The following is a 17,273-nucleotide window of genomic DNA, read 5'->3' on the forward strand; positions in this document are numbered from 1 at the left end:
GATTACCTAGTGAATTCTGCTGCCCCAATAAAACCCATTTTTCGCCAACTCCTTTTGGGATTTGGTGCTTCCCTCACCATTGTGGGCTTTGGGGCAACATGGCTCAACTACCGTATTATTCACCGGGACCTTGAACGGCAAATTAACATTCGCGCCTCTTCTATTACCCAATCGCTCCAAATCTCCTCAGAAGGTCTCATTGATCTTGGCTATTTTCCACTCCTAGAGCGTGTCGTCACCAACTATGCAACCCTCCCAGAGGTAAAGGAAGTCGCAATTGTTGATCCCCAAGGCATAACCATTAGTCATAGCCTTGTTACCCAGATCAATCGACCCTTTGCGGAAATCCATCCCAGTCTTCGCGGTCTTGTTGAAGCGGCCTCTACCACTGGACAAACCCAAAGCCAACGCATGCATCTCGAAGGTCACTCTACTTTTGTTGAGGTGCTGCCCTTTAGTAATATGATGTTCGGCGCTGGGGGACAACGGGGGGTGGCGATCGCCATTCTGGATTTAGAGCCCTTAGAACGGGAAGCGCGCAAAACATTTATTATCTCTAATTCGGCGATCGCCGCCGGCATTTTATTGATTTTGGGGATCATGGGCTACGTTATCCATCGCGGTATCCTGTCGCCCCTCATGAGGCTCAACCAAGCCGTAGAAAATAGCAAAACCAGCGGCAACTTTAGCTTTGATGCCGGCAAACTAAACAACGAAATCACCTTCCTCGCCCATACCTTTAACGACGTTTATCAGCAGCTGGCCACCTACGAAGAACTCGAAACAGAAGTCCAACAGCGCAAAGAAGCAGAAATCGCCCTCCGGGAAAGCGAAGCAGAAGAACGCCGCAAAGCAGAAGCCCTCGCCGCGACCATCAAGGAACTCAAAGAAACCCAAATTCAACTCATCCAAACCGAAAAAATGTCCAGTCTCGGACAAATGGTGGCTGGCCTTGCCCACGAAATTAATAATCCCGTCAATTTCATTCACAACAATTTAGTTTGTGCCAATGGCTATCTCAAGGATCTCATCGACCTGAGTAGCCTTTATCGCAACATTTACGGCGACACCCACCCCGAAATTCGCCAAAAAATCGATGACATTGATTTTGACTTTATTCAAGAAGATGCCGCAAAGCTTTTTTGCTCTTTATTAAACGGCTCCGAACGGATTTATAACCTTGTTGTTTCCCTGAGAAATTTCTCCCGCCTCGATCAGGCCGAACAAAAAAATGTTGATATTCACGAAGGGATTGAAAGTACATTACTGATTCTGAATAATCGCCTAGAACGTCTCAAAAATACTTCTGTTCCACCGATTCAAGTGGTTAAAAATTATGGTGAATTACCTTTAGCCCATTGCTATGCCAGTCAGCTGAACCAAGTGTTTATGAATTTACTGAGTAATGCCATTGATGCCTTAGAGGAAAAGGTTGATGGCATTATTACGATCACCACGAAATATCTTGATTCTGGCTATCTTAAGGTGGCGATCGCCGACAATGGTTGCGGTATTCCCGAAGGTATTCGTGATTCTTTATTTGATCCTTTTTTCACCACAAAAACCGTTGGTAAAGGTACAGGTTTAGGGCTATCGATCAGCTACAAAATTATTGTGGAAGAGCATAACGGTAAATTATATTGCGAATCAGAAGTGGGCGTTGGCACAAGCTTTACCCTCGAAATTCCCTGCTAGGACATTTAACTGCGTTAAGGGGCTAAGCGTTGCCGCTGCCATGTGTGGTCTGACTGCAAGGCAAACACAAGGCGGTCATGGAGGCGACTGGGACGGCCTTGCCAAAATTCAATTTTGTCGGGAATCACTCGAAAGCCTCCCCAGTGCTCTGGGCGGGGAATTGTGCTTGCTTCGGGATATTTTTTAGCTAGCTTTTCAAAATTATTTTCTAAAACTTCACGGGCGGCGATCGCCTCACTTTGGGGAGAAGCCCATGCCCCAAGCTGGGACTTACGGGGACGACTATTAAAGTATTGGTCAGATTCTTCTGGGGCAATTTTTTCGACATGCCCTTCAATGCGGATTTGTCGCTCTAGCGGTTCCCACCAAAAAACGATCGAGGCAAAGCCGCTTTGGGTTAGCTCTTGTCCTTTACGGCTTTTATAGTTCGTGAAAAAAATAAAACCTGTTTCGTCAAAATGTTTCAGTAAAACCACTCTTGCACTCGGTCTACCATTAGCCGCTACTGACCCTAAAACCATCGCATTTGGCTCACGAATTTCTTCGGTATCGGAAGCTTCGGCAAACCACGTGGCAAACTGCTGCATTGGGTCATCATTCACATCGTCTTCGTGGAGACCATCACGGGTGTAGTTTTGGCGGAGATGGGCGACGTGCATAATCATGGGACAATTTTAAAAGATGAAAAAAGATGGCAAACGCACCGTATTTTAACGTATTTTTCTTGGGCAATTAGGCGGTGGAGAAATAGGCGATCGCCCCAGAATTTTTTGTAAAGATAAATAGATTTTGACCAACTGTCCTTCCTTGGGGAAGGTGCCGAAGGCGGAAGGGGTTTCGATAAGTTGCAAGACCCACAGACAACCCACCCATTCGACTGAGCTTGAGACGTAGGATCCCCCTAAATCCCCCTTTGTAAGGGGGACTTGAGTTTTTTTGTGGTTCTATAGCTTATTGAAATGATGATATTCGTAATGCTGTCTTTTCTTTAGAGAAGCTTTTTTCGACAAAGAGGTTTCAGCAAATTACGCAACTGAGAGAGAATCTACCTCTAGCTTTAATCACTGGTGCAAGGGGTCTGTTGTAGATGGGTCAACGAAATATTGCGGCAAATATCCGTAAACTTTGGTTATTAAAAGGATTAGAGTCGGCTTGGTTTCCGATCCCCACCCTAATCATTTTCTACGAATCCCACGGCATCTCCCTTGAGCAGGGCGTTCTTCTTAAAGCAATTTTGTCTGGGGCAATTTTTCTGGGCGAAATTCCTTCTGGCTATTTTGCCGATCGCCTTGGTCGGAAAACGAGCTTAATTTGTGGTGCTTTTTTGTGGCTTTTGGGCTGGCTTATTTATTGTACCCAAGGCAGTTTTAGCTGGTTTGCTATGGCTGAAATTTTAGTGGGGCTAGGCGGCAGTTTGATGTCTGGTGCAGATAGTGCGATCGCCTACGATAGTCTTTTGCAACTGGGTCGAAAATCAGAATATCGAGCTTGGGAAGGGAAGGCGATCGCCATTACAGGTTTAACCGAAGCCGTATGTGGTTTAGTCGGGGCATGGGTGGCCGCGACAAACTTGGTTTATCCCTTTTATCTGCAAACAGGCTGTATTTTCCTCTATCTCTTGCTGGCGCTAACCTTACGAGAACCTACAATTCACCACTCTCAAGAAACACCACGATGGCGATCGCTGATTCCTGCCATTCAAAAGATTTTCACCGCGCGACCATTTTTGCGCTGGCTACTTTTGTTTTCAGCAACCCTCTCCTGCGGTTCATTCCTAATCGTGTGGCTCTCCCAAGAATATTTAGTGCAAAATGGCTTGAAGCTGACACAGCTCGGTTGGGCTTGGCTTATTCTCCATGGTGCTTTGGCGATCGCCTCCGGCAATGCCGCAAAAATTTCGACCCATCACTATCCCGTCGTTTTTGCCTCATTACCAATTTTGCTGGCGATCGCCTACATTAGCTTAGGGCTGACCCAGAGCCTATGGGGCATCATTTTTATTATTGCCATCTACATTGTGCGCGGCTTCAACTCACCACTGGTTTTAAGTACCCTCCACGACCACATCCCCTCCAACCTCCGGGCGACCCTCATCTCAGTCAATAGCTTTCTATTTCGCCTAATCTTCTTCGCCTTTGCCCCATTACTCGGCCTCGTTAGTCGCCTCAGCAACTTTAGTATGAGTCTCATCTTTACAGGTATTTTTCTGGGGGCGATCGCCTTTTATGCCTACTGGCACATCAAGCCCACATTACACACCCCCCCGCCATAACATCCGACCCAAACAAAACTAAAGACGGCGATCGTCACAACCCACAAATCCATCCCGGAACTTTCCTGAAGCAATCCCCCTCTCAAGAAAAAAGGATAGACTGGGTTAAAAAATACGCTAAAACAGTGTCGACAAGTAGTTAAACTCCCTGACAAAACTAACCTAGTCCCATTAGCGTTTACCCCTTGTGCTCCTCAGCTATGACATTTTCAAACGCAGGCAGTATTCTGGCAACACTCAGCCAATTTACCCAATTCAACCGTTCCAATGCCTTAACCGAAAGAGTACAAGATATTTCGATTAACGAATTTGTCTGCCTCCTAGACTTTATTACCGCCGAGTTCCAGCAGTTCCTGCGCGCCCTCGACATGATCAATAACGAAGCATTAGAAACAATGCTCGACCAGATCATGGAAGCCTTTACCTTCAAAATTGGCCAGATCCTTAAAGCAGAACGCACCACCATTTTCCTTGTCGACGAAGAACAACAACAACTCTGGTCAAAAATTGACCGCGGCCACAAAAATGGCCCCCGTAACCTACGCATTCCCCTCAAGCTCGGCATTGCCGGACATGTTGCCGCCACCGCTGAAACCCTAAACATTGAAAACGCCTACGAGCATCCCCTGTTCAAAAAAGATATCGACGAGCGTCCCGGCCTACAAACCAAAACCCTACTCTGCATGCCGATCTGTAGCAGCACAGGTAAAGTGGTTGCCGTTGTCCAACTCGTCAACAAAAAAGGCGAAACATCCTTTGACGACCAAGACGAAGAACGCTTTTCCGAATTCGCCTCATCCATCGGCATCATTCTCGAAACATGCCAATCCTTTTACATTGCCGCCCGCAACCAACGAGGTGCTTCAGCCCTCCTCAAAGCAACATCTAGCCTTGGCCAAAGCCTAGATTTAGAAGCGACCCTACAGGCAGTCATGGAGCAAGCCCGCAAACTGATGCAGGCAGATCGTAGCACCCTATTTATGCTGAGTCGCGAGACTAGCGAACTGTGGAGCAAAATCGATAGTGCTGACCGTACCCAGAAAATGGAAGTCCGTATTCCCGCCAACCGTGGTATCGCCGGATTTGTGGCCTCCACGGGTCAGGTGCTCAATATTACTGATGCCTATGCGGATCCCCGCTTTGACCCCTCGACGGATCGCCGCACCGGATATGAGACCCGCACCATTCTTTGTATGCCTGTATTTAACTCCAATAGTGAGCTGATTGCTGTTACCCAGCTCATCAATAAAGAACAGGGCAGTTTTAGCGCCTCCGATGAAGAGTTTATGCAGGCATTTAATATTCAAGCGGGTATTGCCCTCGAAAATGCCAAGCTCTTTGAAAATGTTTTAACGGAAAAACAGTATCAGAAAGATATTTTAGAAAGTCTTTCTGACGCAGTCATTTCTACCGATTTGCAGGGACGTATTGTCACGATTAATGATGCCGCCCTAGAGCTCTTGGGGTATCCCGCAGGTGAACATCACAATGAAACGATGCGACAACTCTGGGAATGTAAATTAGTGGATCGCCCGGTATGGGAAGTTGTCCCGATTGACAATTTACAGGCGCGTTTAGAGGACAGTTTGCAGTATGGTGCAAAATCCTATGTTCCGGAACAGGATCTACATTTAGCGTCCTATTGCCCGCCAGATAGGAGTTGTCTTTTAGCGGTTCCTCAACCGTTAGCGCCGGAAGAGTACCTCATTTGGAATGAAGAGGAAATTGCTGATCCTGCTTATTTACAGCCTATTGATCGCAATATTAATCTTAGTGTGAATCCCCTTACTAATGGTGAGGGTCAGGTGCGTGGTGGCTTGGTCGTCATTGAGGATATTAGTCAGGAGAAGCGCATGAAATCCACGCTATATCGGTATATGACACCGGGTGTAGCGGAGCAGGTTATGGCGCTTGGTGATGAAAATTTGATGGTGGGGGAACGTCGCGATGTGACGATTTTGTTTTCTGATATTCGAGGTTACACTACACTGACCGAAAATCTCGAAGCGACGGAAGTGGTCTCTTTGCTCAATCAATATTTTGAAACGATGGTGGAGTCGGTGTTTGACTACCATGGCACTTTGGATAAGTTTATTGGTGATGCGCTGATGGCGGTGTTTGGTGCGCCTTTACCTCTTGATGATCATGCTTGGATGTCTATTAAGTCTGCTTTGGACATGCGTCGCCGCCTTGATCGGTTTAATCATCGTCGTGTGGTGGATAATCAACCTCAAATTCAGTTTGGTATTGGGATTAGTTCGGGTGAGGTGGTATCTGGCAATATTGGCTCCCAAAAGCGTATGGATTATACGGTTATTGGTGATGGTGTTAATGTTAGTGCTCGCCTTGAAAGTCTGACGAAGCAATATCTCTGTGACATTATTATTAGTGAAGAAACACTGGCGCTGTGTGGCGATCGCCTCTGGGTACGGGAGCTAGACAAAATTCGTGTGAAGGGCAAAAGTAAGGCGACAAAAATCTATGAGGTGATTCAAGAAAGGGAACATCATTTGACGGACAATCATCATGAATTTCTTGATTTGTACCACCGGGGGCGGGCTGCCTATATGAACAAAGATTTCCAGCGGGCGATCGCCGCCTTTAAGCAAGCCCACAAAATCCATAAACATGACCAAGCGACTCTCATTCATTTGCGTCGGGCACAGCGCTTTTCTAATAACCCACCGGGAAAAAATTGGGATGGGATCTACACGATGCAAACGAAGTAAAGGCGAATTGGCTCAACGTATTGGTGATCGTTCAACTGGATTTAGCGTGAAATCGTTGTGGTGAGGATGTCCCGTGCTGCCACATCGCAGGCAGTGCCATCACCCATTACGGAGCGCATTTCGGCATAATCGGCGAAGATCTGATCGCGGCGATCGCCCGCATGAATCAAGCTGAGGGCTTCTTTGGCAATATTTTCAGCGGAGGCTTCTTCCTGCCACAATTCCGGCACAATGCCACGCATCAGCATCAAGTTCACCGCAGACATAAACGGGATCGAAAAACGCACAATCCATCGGGCAATCCAAGCGGTGAGGGGATGGATTTTATAGAGCACCACCTGGGGCACATCCAGCAGGGCAACTTCTAGATTGACTGTGCCTGATTTTGTGATCGCTACATCTGCAGCGGCGATCGCCACGGGAGCATAGTGGGGATTCTCAATTAAAATCGCGTTCAAACCCGCCTCATTAACGGCTGTTGCAATGGCATTACGGTAATGGGGCAATGCGACTGGAATTAAAAATTTCAGATTAGGGATACGTTGCTGGAGAATTTTGGCCGCCCCCACAATACTGGGCAATAGATATTTCAATTCTTGGCGACGGGATGCCGGTAACAACGTCACAATTTTTTGATCTGGATTTAGCCCTAATTTATCGCGGGCATCCATTTTATTCGGACATTGCTTCATCTTTGCCACAAGGGGATGGCCAATGTAATTTACGTCAATGCCGTACTCGGCAAAATAACGGGCTTCCTCAGGAAAAATCGCCAAAATACGATCTGTCACCTTGGCGATCGCCTTAGTATTGCGGTCATTAAACGACCAGACCCAAGCTTGGGGGGCAATATAATAAAACACAGGAACCTGCGGCAAACGACGGCGCACAAAATTACCGATGGCAATATTCGGCCCGACATAATCAATCAAAATAATCCGGTCAGGGGGATTCTGCTTGAGATAACGTTTTGCCTGTCCTTGTACCCGTAAAGTCGGAATAATATAGGGTAACGATTCCACCAGACCAATGGAGCCGATACGGGTGGTATTCCCCAGCAGTTCAGCCCCCGCCGCCGCCATGCGATCGCCCCCCAGCGCCGTGATTTTTAGATCAATATTGAGTGCCTCAGCCTGACGAAATAGCGCTTCGACTAAAAGACTGCCCTGTAAATCACCGGATACTTCCCCGGTGCTAATAAAAATATGCATTACTTAACTCCGTTTCCCCGGCGTTAAACCGCGTCGCTCCGGTTGGAGGGCTGTTTCAAGAAAAGTTTGGAGATGGTGGAGATGTTCATGCTCACCGAGGGTATTTAGCTTGGCTATTGCATCGGACATTTTTAGATCGGAGCTGTAGAGTGTTCGAAAAGCTTTTTTTAATAATTTCATTTCAGCGCGATTAAGACCGCTTCGCTTCAGTCCAACGAGGTTGAGTGATCGCACCCTTGAAGGATTCCCTTCTACCAACATAAACGGCGGCACATCTCGATCAATGCGACTCATGCCCCCCAACATTGCCATTTTGCCAATATGCACAAACTGATGAATCCCTAACATCCCGCCAATTACTGCGCGGGACTCAATCTCCACATGGCCGGCGATCGCCACACTATTGGCAATAACGATGTTGTCCGCAAGCACACAATTATGGGCAACATGGACATAGGCCATCAGCAAATTATTATTACCAATAATGGTCTTTTCCCCTTCTGCCGTCGCCCGATTAACCGTTGTATATTCCCGAAATGTATTGCGATCGCCGATTTGGACTAAACTGGCAGCTCCTTGATATTTCAAATCTTGAGGCTCTAGACCAATGGCAGCACCCGGATAAAAACGATTCCCTTGACCAATCGTTGTGCGACCGTTGATTATCACATGGGCATCGATAACACTACCCGCACCAATACTGACATGCTCACCAATGACAGCATAGGGGCCGATCTGGACGGACGGATGGATCTCGGCTTTTGGATGTACCACTGCCGTGGGATGAATCAGAGTACTCAACGGAATTCTCCAGCTTGCTCCATAGTAGTTTAGAAAGATGTTGTTATCGCCTATTCAAAATCAAGGCGCGAAAAGAGCATTTCACCGGAAACAGCAACTTTACCGTCCACTGTACCTGTGCCTTTCATCTTGGCGATACGCTTGGCTTTTACCGTAATCAACTCCACTGTCATAATTAGCTGATCCCCCGGCACAACAGGACGACGGAAACGCACCCCATCAATGCCAGCAAACCCAAAAAATGTATTTTCCATCCCCGGCATCTGGGTCAAAATAAAACCGCCAACCTGTGCCATCGCTTCCACCATCAGCACACCGGGCATAATCGGGTGATTGGGAATATGACCTTGGAAATGGGGCTCATTAAAGGTGATATTTTTTAGGCCAACGGCCTTTTCGCCGGGAGCATACTCAAGGATGCGATCCACGAGGGCAAAGGGGTATCGGTGTGGTAGGAATTTCTGAATCTCTTCGACGGGAATGGGCTGGGATAAAGTTCCGTTATTTTCTGTGGTCATAGAAGCTGAGCGTAAATGACAGTCCCAAAGGGCTAATTTAGATTACTACAGATTGTTAACGCTACGGGATTCCCCCATAAATTTACGGTAAGTATTCCGGCGATCGCCTAACGGGTCATTCTCAATTCTTAGCGCGGATAATCTGGCGCTTCACTAAACACGTCCAGAATGTTCTCAATCGTTTCCTTTTGGTTAAGTTCAGCAGTCAGCTCATGGTCACGAAAAATCTTTTCTAAGGACATTTCCCATAATTCTGGATGGGCTTCACGGTTGAGTGCAGCAAAATTCATGGTGTCTCCCCAAATATTGAAAAAAGCTGATAACTGAGCTAACTCCAACATTTTCTGACGTTGAACGACTGTGAGAAATGGAAATCCGATAGATGAAAAATCAGAGGCATTCGATGATGTTGAAATTAATGTATTAAGTTGTTCATATTCTTCGTGGATCTGCATAAAATGCTGGCGTAATTCTTTTTCGACTTTGGCGATCGCCTTCTTGTTAGAACTATCTTTGAGGCTTGAAGCAAGCTCTAAAGCGCGTTTTTGATCGAAGGATAAATATGAGCCTTCACCTTTTAGTACCTTAATTAAACTTTCTAGGGTGTTTGCATCCTTTAATAATGAAATTTGTTCTATCGTTTGTAAACGCAGCGCACCATGAATATAAGCATCTGCACTACGGTCAAAAGAATCCATCTGCACAGTGAAATCCCACCAGTACTCTTCATCCTCTTTCAATAGGTTTTTGGGCAGTTGAATTTGGAGTAAACCACTCTCCGCCAATGGAGTTGGAATAGTTTGGGAGTGAATCAGATCGTCCTCTTCTTCGGGTTCGTTACTGCTACGCCACACAGTAAATTCTGCTTTAACATACAGAGGTCTTCTGACGGGGGCGGGAAGGTAAAACCAGAGACTTGGCTCTGTAGCTAATGTCTCAACAACATCCCCTGTCGGCAATAAAAGACGGAATAATTCCCAATTCATTTTTTTACCGCATCGTTTCATGCCTCCTACATGTCCAGTTCCAAAGGTTGCTTCACTGCGAGCACTACTTGGCGGCACGGGAAGTATTGTGGCGATATTGTTCTTGCTTTCCGACAAAAATTGAGAGGAAGAGGGTGTGGCGATCGCCTGTGTCAGGTTTAGACTCACACTGCAAACCAATCCGAAAGTCCCAAAAAGTAACTTTTGTTTATTCATCATCCCTTACCTTGTAGCTACTACTAAAACCATTCCCTTGCAGGCATGACAAATGCAATATACTGACGCAGACTTTGTTAAATCTTCAAACTAAAAAAATCACAGCACTAAATTATTTTTGATCAGGACAACGGAAGCGACCTTCGATAAAAGGACGTTTTTTCGCATGCTTCGTTTTGCGACCCGTGACTCTTTTACGCCACATTTTGAAACTAGAGCGCTTCATGTAGCGACGCATGATTTCAATGGTTTCTTGTTCTTTAAAACCAAATTGCATTTCAATAGCGTCAAAGGTAGTGCGGTCTTCCCACGCCATTTCAATCACTCGGTCAATGGTTGCACTGTCTAAATTCTTGATATCCATGTTTTCGTCTGGCTAAATTTGTCACAGTCATTAACTTGAGTCAATTAACTTAACGCAAAATCCACCGAAAAAGTTATACAGGTAACTCTAATGGAATCGGGCCTAGGTTACCTTTACGAAAGTCGTTTAGTAAGGTGACTGCGCCGCATTTCTTGTCTCATTGAACACGGCGATCGCCAAAAATATTCAATACCTCATACACCACCTAAAAAATTGTCAAACACACTTGCCTTTGGCAGACAGTCACCATGTGAGAGAACCTTCAAAACCATTACAATTTCATGCCAAATTTTCACTTCATCTTATCTTTGCCAAATGTTTATCTTACCTTTGCAGAGTTATCGACTTCACAAACAAATTAGCACTTACGTATGTTTTGGGCAGTGCCACAATATGTAGTAACAGCCTTCGTAAGTATTACTGACAATGGACAACCACCAACATTCACATAACTCCGACCACAACTCCGATCACAACAATTCATCTGGAGAGTTTATTGATACCCAAGTAGCTGGTGGTTTAGTGCTGCCCACAGATATGGCTTTTCTGCCAGATGGTCGCATGCTGGTTATCGAGAAAAGTGGATTAATCAAGATTTTTGAAGATCCAACAGTTCCGAATAGTAATACTGAAATATACATGGATCTAAGCGATCAAGTTTTTGACGATAAAGAGCGGGGCTTACTAGCCATTGAACTTGATCCGAACTTTGAAACAAATGGCCACTTTTATCTCTTCTACACCAATAGTGATGAGAGTAGAACAACCGTTTCACGCTTCCAACACGTAGAAAATAGCGGTGGTGTATCCAGTCGAGGCGAAATAGGTAACGAAACTGTCCTGTGGCAGGAACATGACATTGTCTCTAGCTGTTGCCATCAGGGGGGAGGCCTAGCGATTGCCTATGAACCCATTGATGGAAATGATCCTAGCCCTTATAAAATTTACATCACTGTCGGAGAAGAGTTTGATGGGCCGAAGTCGCAAGATTTGACCCACGATGATGGAAAAGTCCACCGCATTAATCTAACGGATGGTTCTATTCCCGCTGATAATCCTTACTATGAGGCAGCAACAGCAGGGAGCTACACACCGGAAATTGACACAAGTTCTGCCGCCAATTCCGCAGGCATTTTACAAACTATTTATTCCTACGGTCTACGTAATCCTTTTAGAGCTTCTTACGACCAAGAATCTGAGACTTTATTTATCGGGGAAGTGGGGGGCAACAATAATCGGACAGCTCAAGAAGATATCCATATTGCAGCTCCTGGTGCAAACCATGGGTGGCCAGCTTATGAAGGATTTTTTAACCCCACAAATGATCCCGGTAATCCCCTTCATAGTTACCCTCATCTAAATGGTCCCGGACAAGGTGCAGTACCGTACTTTGGGGCGAACGGGGCTTCTGTGACAGGGGGCTTAGTTTATCGCGGTACAGATTTTCCTGAGGAATATCAAGGGGCATATTTTTATGGGGATTGGGTTCGGAACTGGATTCGTTATCTAGAGCTAGACTACTCTGGCGATCGCCCCGTTGTCGTTCAAGACAACTTTTTTAAAAACGCAACAGGTCAAGTACTAGCCTTCGAAGAAGGTCCCGATGGCGCTCTTTACTACATCACCACCTTTCAGACGGGTAATATTTTTACATTTCAAGGAGCTGTCAACCGCTTAGATTGGAGTCAAGGCAACTCCGCCCCAGCCGGAGCAGGCATTATCCTAACCCCAGAAGAATTAGAAAGCCCTGTCGTTAACCACACAGTAACCTTTGAGGCTGATGTCATTGATCCAGATGGAGATGCTTTAAGTTATCTATGGTCTTTTGGGGACGGCATCGACTTTGACGGAGACGGCGTTGGTGACACAGCCACATCAACAGACCCCAACCCAACCTACACCTATACCGAAAAAGGTCAATACACTGTTGAGCTTGTGGTTACCGATGAAAATGGAGCCGCCACAGTATTCGACTCAAAAACCATTATTGTCGGTCAAAGACCAGAAGTAACCATTGCCACACCTTTAGAAGGTGGACTTTTCCGGGCAGGCGAAACCTTGACCTTCACTGGCAGTGCCATCGACCCAGAAGATGGAGTGTTATCAGATGATAACGTCGTATGGTCAGCTATTTTCTTACACAACGAACATACCCATCCGGGCATTAGTGGTGTACCGAATCAAACAGGTGGTGTGACATTTACCATTGAAGACTTTGGTCACGATTATAGCTCCGATACAGGCTACGAAGTCTTTCTCACAGCTACAGATAGTGACGGTATCAGCACCACCCAGTCAGTAATTATTCGCCCCGAAAAAGTGGACGTAACTTTTGATGCCCCCATTGACAACTATCTTTTCTCCTTAGATGGTCTCACTCGCCTGGGGGACTTTACTCACGACACTGTTATTAATTTTAACCACACTATTGAAGCCCAATATAGCTATGTTTATCAGGGCTTTGAATATACCTTCTCCCATTGGGAAGATGATCCAACAAATACTAACCCTGTCCGTGAATTTATAGTTCCAGAACAAGATGTCACATTTCGACCAGTTTACGAACAAGGTGACTTTGTCGATAATGCTCTAGCTCTAAATGGGACTGGAGGGATTGCTGTCCCGAATCTCGTAGTAGGACAGGATGTTGGTGATTTCACCGTAGAAGCATGGGTGAAGTTTGCGCCAAATAATCCCGTTAATAATATTGATGGGTTAATCAGCTCAGGTACTTTTAGCAGTGGCAATGATTTAAACTTTCACGCCGGTAAATTTCGTCTTTTTAGCTCAACGAGTGGAGATGTAATTATCGCGAATCATCAAAGTGAAGCTGATGTGTGGACTCACTATGCGATCGCCCGAGAAAACGGCGTAATGAAAATCTACGTCAATGGCCAACTCGATCAATCCCAAACAACAACCTGGGTAGACCCTTTAGTCATTGACAACATCGGTACCGGTGTTCAATCAGCTGGCCTCAATGGTGAGTTGGATGAGCTACGTATCTGGTCGATTGCCCGTTCCCAAGCTGAGATTGCAGCCAATATGGAACAGGGCATTGCCAGTGATACTAGTGGTTTGGAGCGTTACTACCAGTTTGACGGCGGCATCATTGATGTTACAGGCAATTCTAATTCCGTACCTCTCCCCAGCTCTGCTCAGTTAGTGCCATCAACAATACCCATCATCTCTGAACCTATCGGTAACTTATCTCCCATTGCTGTCGATGACGAAGCCACTGTCCTCGCTAACAGCACCACCCATCTTCACATCCTTGATAACGACTCTGACCCTGATGGCACCATCAACCCTCAAGTTGTTGAAATTCTTGATGGGCCTAGCCATGGCACCTTGGAGATGATGGATACCCAAGCAGAACTCGACGAGCGAAACAAAGGGCCTCATCACTTCGGGCATGCTGAATATACACCCACCACTGACTTTACTGGTGTCGATACTTTTACTTATCGCGTTCAAGATGATGAAGGTGCTTGGTCTAATCCTGCTACCGTCACTGTCACTGTAGAATCTGACACTCCTTTACCCACACCAAACCAAGCACTTTCCCTTAACGGCCGTGGTGGTGTCGATATCGATGACCTCACTTTATCTGGCGACTTCACCATCGAATCTTGGGTCAAATTCACTGAAGGTCAATCTATTAACAATAAAGATGCTCTCGTTAGCTCAGGAACCTTTGGTGATGGTAATGACTTAAACTTCCACGCTGGTAAAGCTCGTCTCTACAGTTCTAGTTACAGCAACTATGATCCTGTTATTGCCAACCAATCTTCCACAACTGGGGAATGGCAGCACTATGCTTTTGTTCGAGAAGCGGGCATTACGCAAATCTATATTGATGGTGTTTTGGATGCTACATCTTCTGATACTTGGACTGATGATTTCCTCGTCGATTACATTGGTACTGGTGTTCAATCCAGAGGTCTAGATGGCGCATTAGATGAACTTCGTATTTGGTCGATTGCCCGTTCCCAAGCTGAGATTGCAGCCAATATGGAACAGGGCATTGCCAGTGATACTAGTGGTTTGGAGCGTTATTACCAGTTTGACGGCGGCATCATTGATGTTACGGGCAATTCTAGTCCTGCGCCTTTACCCAGCTCTGCTGAGTTGGTTGATTCTACGGCCTGGCTCTAGTAAGAATTTCTGGTCTATGACAAGTTCTAAACTTTAACTGAATGGCTATGGGGATATTCGCCTAACATTTACAGTGACTCGGATACGACTACTTTTACTAACTTCACGGTGGTAGAAGTATGGGAATTGCGAATAAGGATGAAAAAAACTCACTCTTGGGAGAAGCTAGGGGTGGGTTCTCCATGGGCTGCGCAATCTACCGAAACTCTTTCTGCTCTTCGAGCACCTTATCCGGGGAAGGATTAAAGTTCTTTATTGTTTAATCGCAATTACTATAATTGTTTTTGTTAAAGATTTGGGGCATTAGTCAAGTGGGTAACTCTAATGGAATCGGGCCTAGGTTACCTTTACGAAAGTCGTTTAGTAAGGTGACTGCGCCGCGCTCTTTGTCGCCCTGAAAGCGATGTTCTCCTAGGGCAATGATGTAGTCTTCGCCAGACATTTCTGTGGGGTCAAGATCGTAGCGATCGCCTAAGACTTGTCCAAAATTTAGCGCTACTAAATGTTCTACGAGGGCTTGGGCGACCAATTCATTGTCGTAGGATGCTGCGCCAATATCTTCGCAAATGGCGAGTTTTACGGCATTAGCTTGGTCGTCTAGTTTCCACGGAATCACACCGGGCGCATCGAGCATTTCGATCTGATCAGAAATTCTTACCCAGCGTAATTGCTTGGTAATCCCGGCTTTACGGGCACTAGCTACGACTTTTTTGCCGACGAGACGATTAATCAGGGCTGATTTGCCGACGTTTGGTAATCCCATCACCACGGCTCTAACGGGACGGGGTTTCATGCCGCGGGAAATCCGGCGATCGTTCATGGCTTTACCCGCAATTTGGGCGGCTTTAATCACGCCTTTTACGCCTTTGCCTTGACGCGCATCGGTAAAGACAGGTTGGAGTTTTTGCTCTTGATACCAATCTCGCCATTGGGTGAGGGTTTCGCTGGGAATCATATCTCGACGGTTAACTACAATTACCCTCGGTTTGTCTTGCACCCATTCGTCAAATTGGGGGTGGTGGGACGCAAAGGGGATGCGGGCATCGAGTACTTCTAAGACCACATCAACGCGATTGAGTTGTTCTTTGAGTTGGCGTTCGGCTTTGGCGATATGTCCGGGATACCACTGGATCGGCTGGGGCATGGGTCTAAACTGAGGTGATTGTTTCTAGATTGCTTGGGTAAACCACCAAAATTCTCCTTGTAGGAGGGATTAGGGGCGGGTTCTTTGTGAGTCCAATAACCAACTGAAACCCCTTCCGCCTTCGGCACCTTCCCCAAGGAAGGATGTTTACTTAATACTGAATCTGCTTTTGCAAGAACTCTAATGTAACCTACTGGTTGGTCTTCGTAGCAAATCTTCAGGGTAATGGCTCGGCAAAAATCAGGAGATACCCGGCTAGGGGGCGACGGTTACGGATACCTGTATGGGCAGTAATGTTTTTTGCGTCTTTGCCAATTAATAGGTGCGTTGCATCGCCGCTGTCTACCATTGCGCCGTCTTGTACGCCAAGGGCGATCGCCATTTCGACCATGCCGGCATCGGTAATTTCTTCAAAGGCAATTAAGTAAAGATATTTATTGGTGTTATCGATGCCCATAAAGGTGCGGGGAATGGGATCGGCAAAACCACTCATTGCGCCGGGACGGGCTTGCCCTTCAGAAATGGACACTCCCTGTACTCCAATGCCTAAAACTGCGGTTTGTAATATTTCTGTTGTTGGTGGCTTATTGGTTTCTATGCGGGCGTTACCGGCTTTATCCCACCACAATAAATAGCTATGTTTGTGCTGGTGACTTGCTTGACCATCAATCACTAAAGTCTCAAGGGTCGTAACGGCATTGCCGGGGATTGAGCGCCAAATTTGGTGGGGGGTATAGCGGGTGGTATTTACAAAAATCGAGGGTTGCTGTCGCTGTAATGCCCAATCGGCAAGGGTTAGTTTAAATAGGCGATCGCCTTCTGTTTGGTTCCACGGTTCGGCGGGTAAAGGAAAATCTGGCTCACGGTGTTGCATCTCCAAACCCGGCGTATCCCACTGCACTCGTACCGCCATCATGCGACCTTTCCCAAGGTTGTCCGGTATTTCGGTCACTAATAAATCAACGCCTTGGTAAATTGGTTGCCAATCTTCCGTTAGGGCTGGTCGTAAGCTGCGTAATCCGGCGATCGCCCCCAAGACCAACAAACAAGATACACCGCTAATACCCAGTAACCAAGAACGCCAATGTTTTTTTGCATTAGGTTTCGGAGATATTTTTTGGGGTGATTTGAGCATAAATTTCGCGACCGTGAGATGATTCCATCACTCTGAAAATCTTA

The 17,273-nt window shown here is 46.3% G+C and carries 13 protein-coding genes; 4 read left to right on the plus strand and 9 right to left on the minus strand.

The annotated features are described in order from the left end of the window. The first annotated feature begins 9 nt into the window (after window positions 1-9). Window positions 10-1,695, plus strand: a complete 1,686-nt coding sequence (locus tag NIES208_RS05110) for a sensor histidine kinase (RefSeq protein ID WP_075890388.1) — start codon at window positions 10-12, stop codon at window positions 1,693-1,695. Window positions 1,696-1,709: 14 nt separating this feature from the next. Here NIES208_RS05110 and pdxH read toward each other — a convergent pair whose 3' ends face one another. After that, window positions 1,710-2,354 carry a pyridoxamine 5'-phosphate oxidase gene (pdxH, locus tag NIES208_RS05115; protein WP_315861618.1) on the minus strand — a complete coding sequence of 215 codons (645 nt, stop codon included), beginning with the start codon at window positions 2,352-2,354 and terminating at the stop codon, window positions 1,710-1,712. A gap of 73 nt (window positions 2,355-2,427) precedes the next feature. Beyond that, window positions 2,428-2,568, minus strand: coding sequence for a hypothetical protein (locus NIES208_RS18875; protein ID WP_171971722.1), 141 nt, complete (start codon window positions 2,566-2,568; stop codon window positions 2,428-2,430). Between the two features lie 214 nt (window positions 2,569-2,782). Here NIES208_RS18875 and NIES208_RS05120 point away from each other — a divergent pair, with 214 nt between their 5' ends. Both NIES208_RS05120 and NIES208_RS05125 read left to right on the plus strand, forming a co-directional pair. Further along, window positions 2,783-3,967, plus strand: coding sequence for an MFS transporter (locus tag NIES208_RS05120; RefSeq protein ID WP_075890392.1), 1,185 nt, complete (start codon window positions 2,783-2,785; stop codon window positions 3,965-3,967). 200 nt (window positions 3,968-4,167) lie between these two features. Further along, window positions 4,168-6,696 carry an adenylate/guanylate cyclase domain-containing protein gene (locus NIES208_RS05125; protein WP_075890394.1) on the plus strand — a complete coding sequence of 843 codons (2,529 nt, stop codon included), beginning with the start codon at window positions 4,168-4,170 and terminating at the stop codon, window positions 6,694-6,696. A 41-nt stretch (window positions 6,697-6,737) separates the two neighbouring features. Here NIES208_RS05125 and lpxB read toward each other — a convergent pair whose 3' ends face one another. The 5 genes from lpxB to NIES208_RS05150 all read right to left on the minus strand — a co-directional run bounded on the left by lpxB (window position 6,738) and on the right by NIES208_RS05150 (window position 10,792). After that, a complete protein-coding gene (gene lpxB / locus NIES208_RS05130) occupies window positions 6,738-7,907 on the minus strand; it encodes a lipid-A-disaccharide synthase (protein WP_075890396.1) in 1,170 nt (389 codons plus the stop codon). 3 nt (window positions 7,908-7,910) lie between these two features. Then, window positions 7,911-8,708: an acyl-ACP--UDP-N-acetylglucosamine O-acyltransferase gene (gene lpxA, locus NIES208_RS05135; protein ID WP_075890398.1), complete on the minus strand. Its 798-nt coding sequence runs from the start codon at window positions 8,706-8,708 to the stop codon at window positions 7,911-7,913. Between the two features lie 50 nt (window positions 8,709-8,758). Next, window positions 8,759-9,226 (minus strand): 3-hydroxyacyl-ACP dehydratase FabZ, encoded by a 468-nt coding sequence (fabZ, locus tag NIES208_RS05140; protein WP_075890400.1) that lies wholly within the window; start codon window positions 9,224-9,226, stop codon window positions 8,759-8,761. A 128-nt stretch (window positions 9,227-9,354) separates the two neighbouring features. Next, entirely contained in the window at window positions 9,355-10,431 is a 1,077-nt protein-coding gene (locus tag NIES208_RS05145) for a DUF928 domain-containing protein (protein WP_084176542.1), read from the minus strand. A 109-nt stretch (window positions 10,432-10,540) separates the two neighbouring features. Then, window positions 10,541-10,792, minus strand: coding sequence for a TIGR03643 family protein (locus NIES208_RS05150; RefSeq protein WP_075890404.1), 252 nt, complete (start codon window positions 10,790-10,792; stop codon window positions 10,541-10,543). 426 nt (window positions 10,793-11,218) lie between these two features. Between NIES208_RS05150 and NIES208_RS19605 the strand changes: the two genes are divergently transcribed. Beyond that, window positions 11,219-14,950: a PQQ-dependent sugar dehydrogenase gene (locus NIES208_RS19605; RefSeq protein WP_075890406.1), complete on the plus strand. Its 3,732-nt coding sequence runs from the start codon at window positions 11,219-11,221 to the stop codon at window positions 14,948-14,950. A 307-nt stretch (window positions 14,951-15,257) separates the two neighbouring features. On the opposite strand, the gene ylqF is transcribed toward NIES208_RS19605, so the two are convergent. Then, entirely contained in the window at window positions 15,258-16,094 is an 837-nt protein-coding gene (ylqF, locus tag NIES208_RS05160; RefSeq protein WP_075890408.1) for a ribosome biogenesis GTPase YlqF, read from the minus strand. 217 nt (window positions 16,095-16,311) lie between these two features. Further along, window positions 16,312-17,229: a phosphodiester glycosidase family protein gene (locus tag NIES208_RS05165; RefSeq protein WP_075890410.1), complete on the minus strand. Its 918-nt coding sequence runs from the start codon at window positions 17,227-17,229 to the stop codon at window positions 16,312-16,314. Between the last annotated feature and the right edge of the window lie 44 nt (window positions 17,230-17,273).

The organism is [Limnothrix rosea] IAM M-220 (genome assembly GCF_001904615.1).
GTDB lineage: Bacteria > Cyanobacteriota > Cyanobacteriia > Cyanobacteriales > MRBY01 > MRBY01.

Excerpts from the sequence above, each read along its gene's own strand:
- NIES208_RS05145 (WP_084176542.1), bottom strand. The coding sequence starts at position 10,431 with ATGATGAATAAACAAAAGTTACTTTTTGGGACTTTCGGATTGGTTTGC.
- fabZ (WP_075890400.1), bottom strand. The coding sequence starts at position 9,226 with ATGACCACAGAAAATAACGGAACTTTATCCCAGCCCATTCCCGTCGAA.
- NIES208_RS05165 (WP_075890410.1), bottom strand. The coding sequence starts at position 17,229 with ATGCTCAAATCACCCCAAAAAATATCTCCGAAACCTAATGCAAAAAAA.
- pdxH (WP_315861618.1), bottom strand. The coding sequence starts at position 2,354 with ATGCACGTCGCCCATCTCCGCCAAAACTACACCCGTGATGGTCTCCAC.
- NIES208_RS05150 (WP_075890404.1), bottom strand. The coding sequence starts at position 10,792 with ATGGATATCAAGAATTTAGACAGTGCAACCATTGACCGAGTGATTGAA.
- NIES208_RS05120 (WP_075890392.1), top strand. The coding sequence starts at position 2,783 with ATGGGTCAACGAAATATTGCGGCAAATATCCGTAAACTTTGGTTATTA.
- NIES208_RS05125 (WP_075890394.1), top strand. The coding sequence starts at position 4,168 with ATGACATTTTCAAACGCAGGCAGTATTCTGGCAACACTCAGCCAATTT.
- NIES208_RS18875 (WP_171971722.1), bottom strand. The coding sequence starts at position 2,568 with ATGGGTGGGTTGTCTGTGGGTCTTGCAACTTATCGAAACCCCTTCCGC.
- ylqF (WP_075890408.1), bottom strand. The coding sequence starts at position 16,094 with ATGCCCCAGCCGATCCAGTGGTATCCCGGACATATCGCCAAAGCCGAA.
- lpxB (WP_075890396.1), bottom strand. The coding sequence starts at position 7,907 with ATGCATATTTTTATTAGCACCGGGGAAGTATCCGGTGATTTACAGGGC.
- NIES208_RS19605 (WP_075890406.1), top strand. The coding sequence starts at position 11,219 with ATGGACAACCACCAACATTCACATAACTCCGACCACAACTCCGATCAC.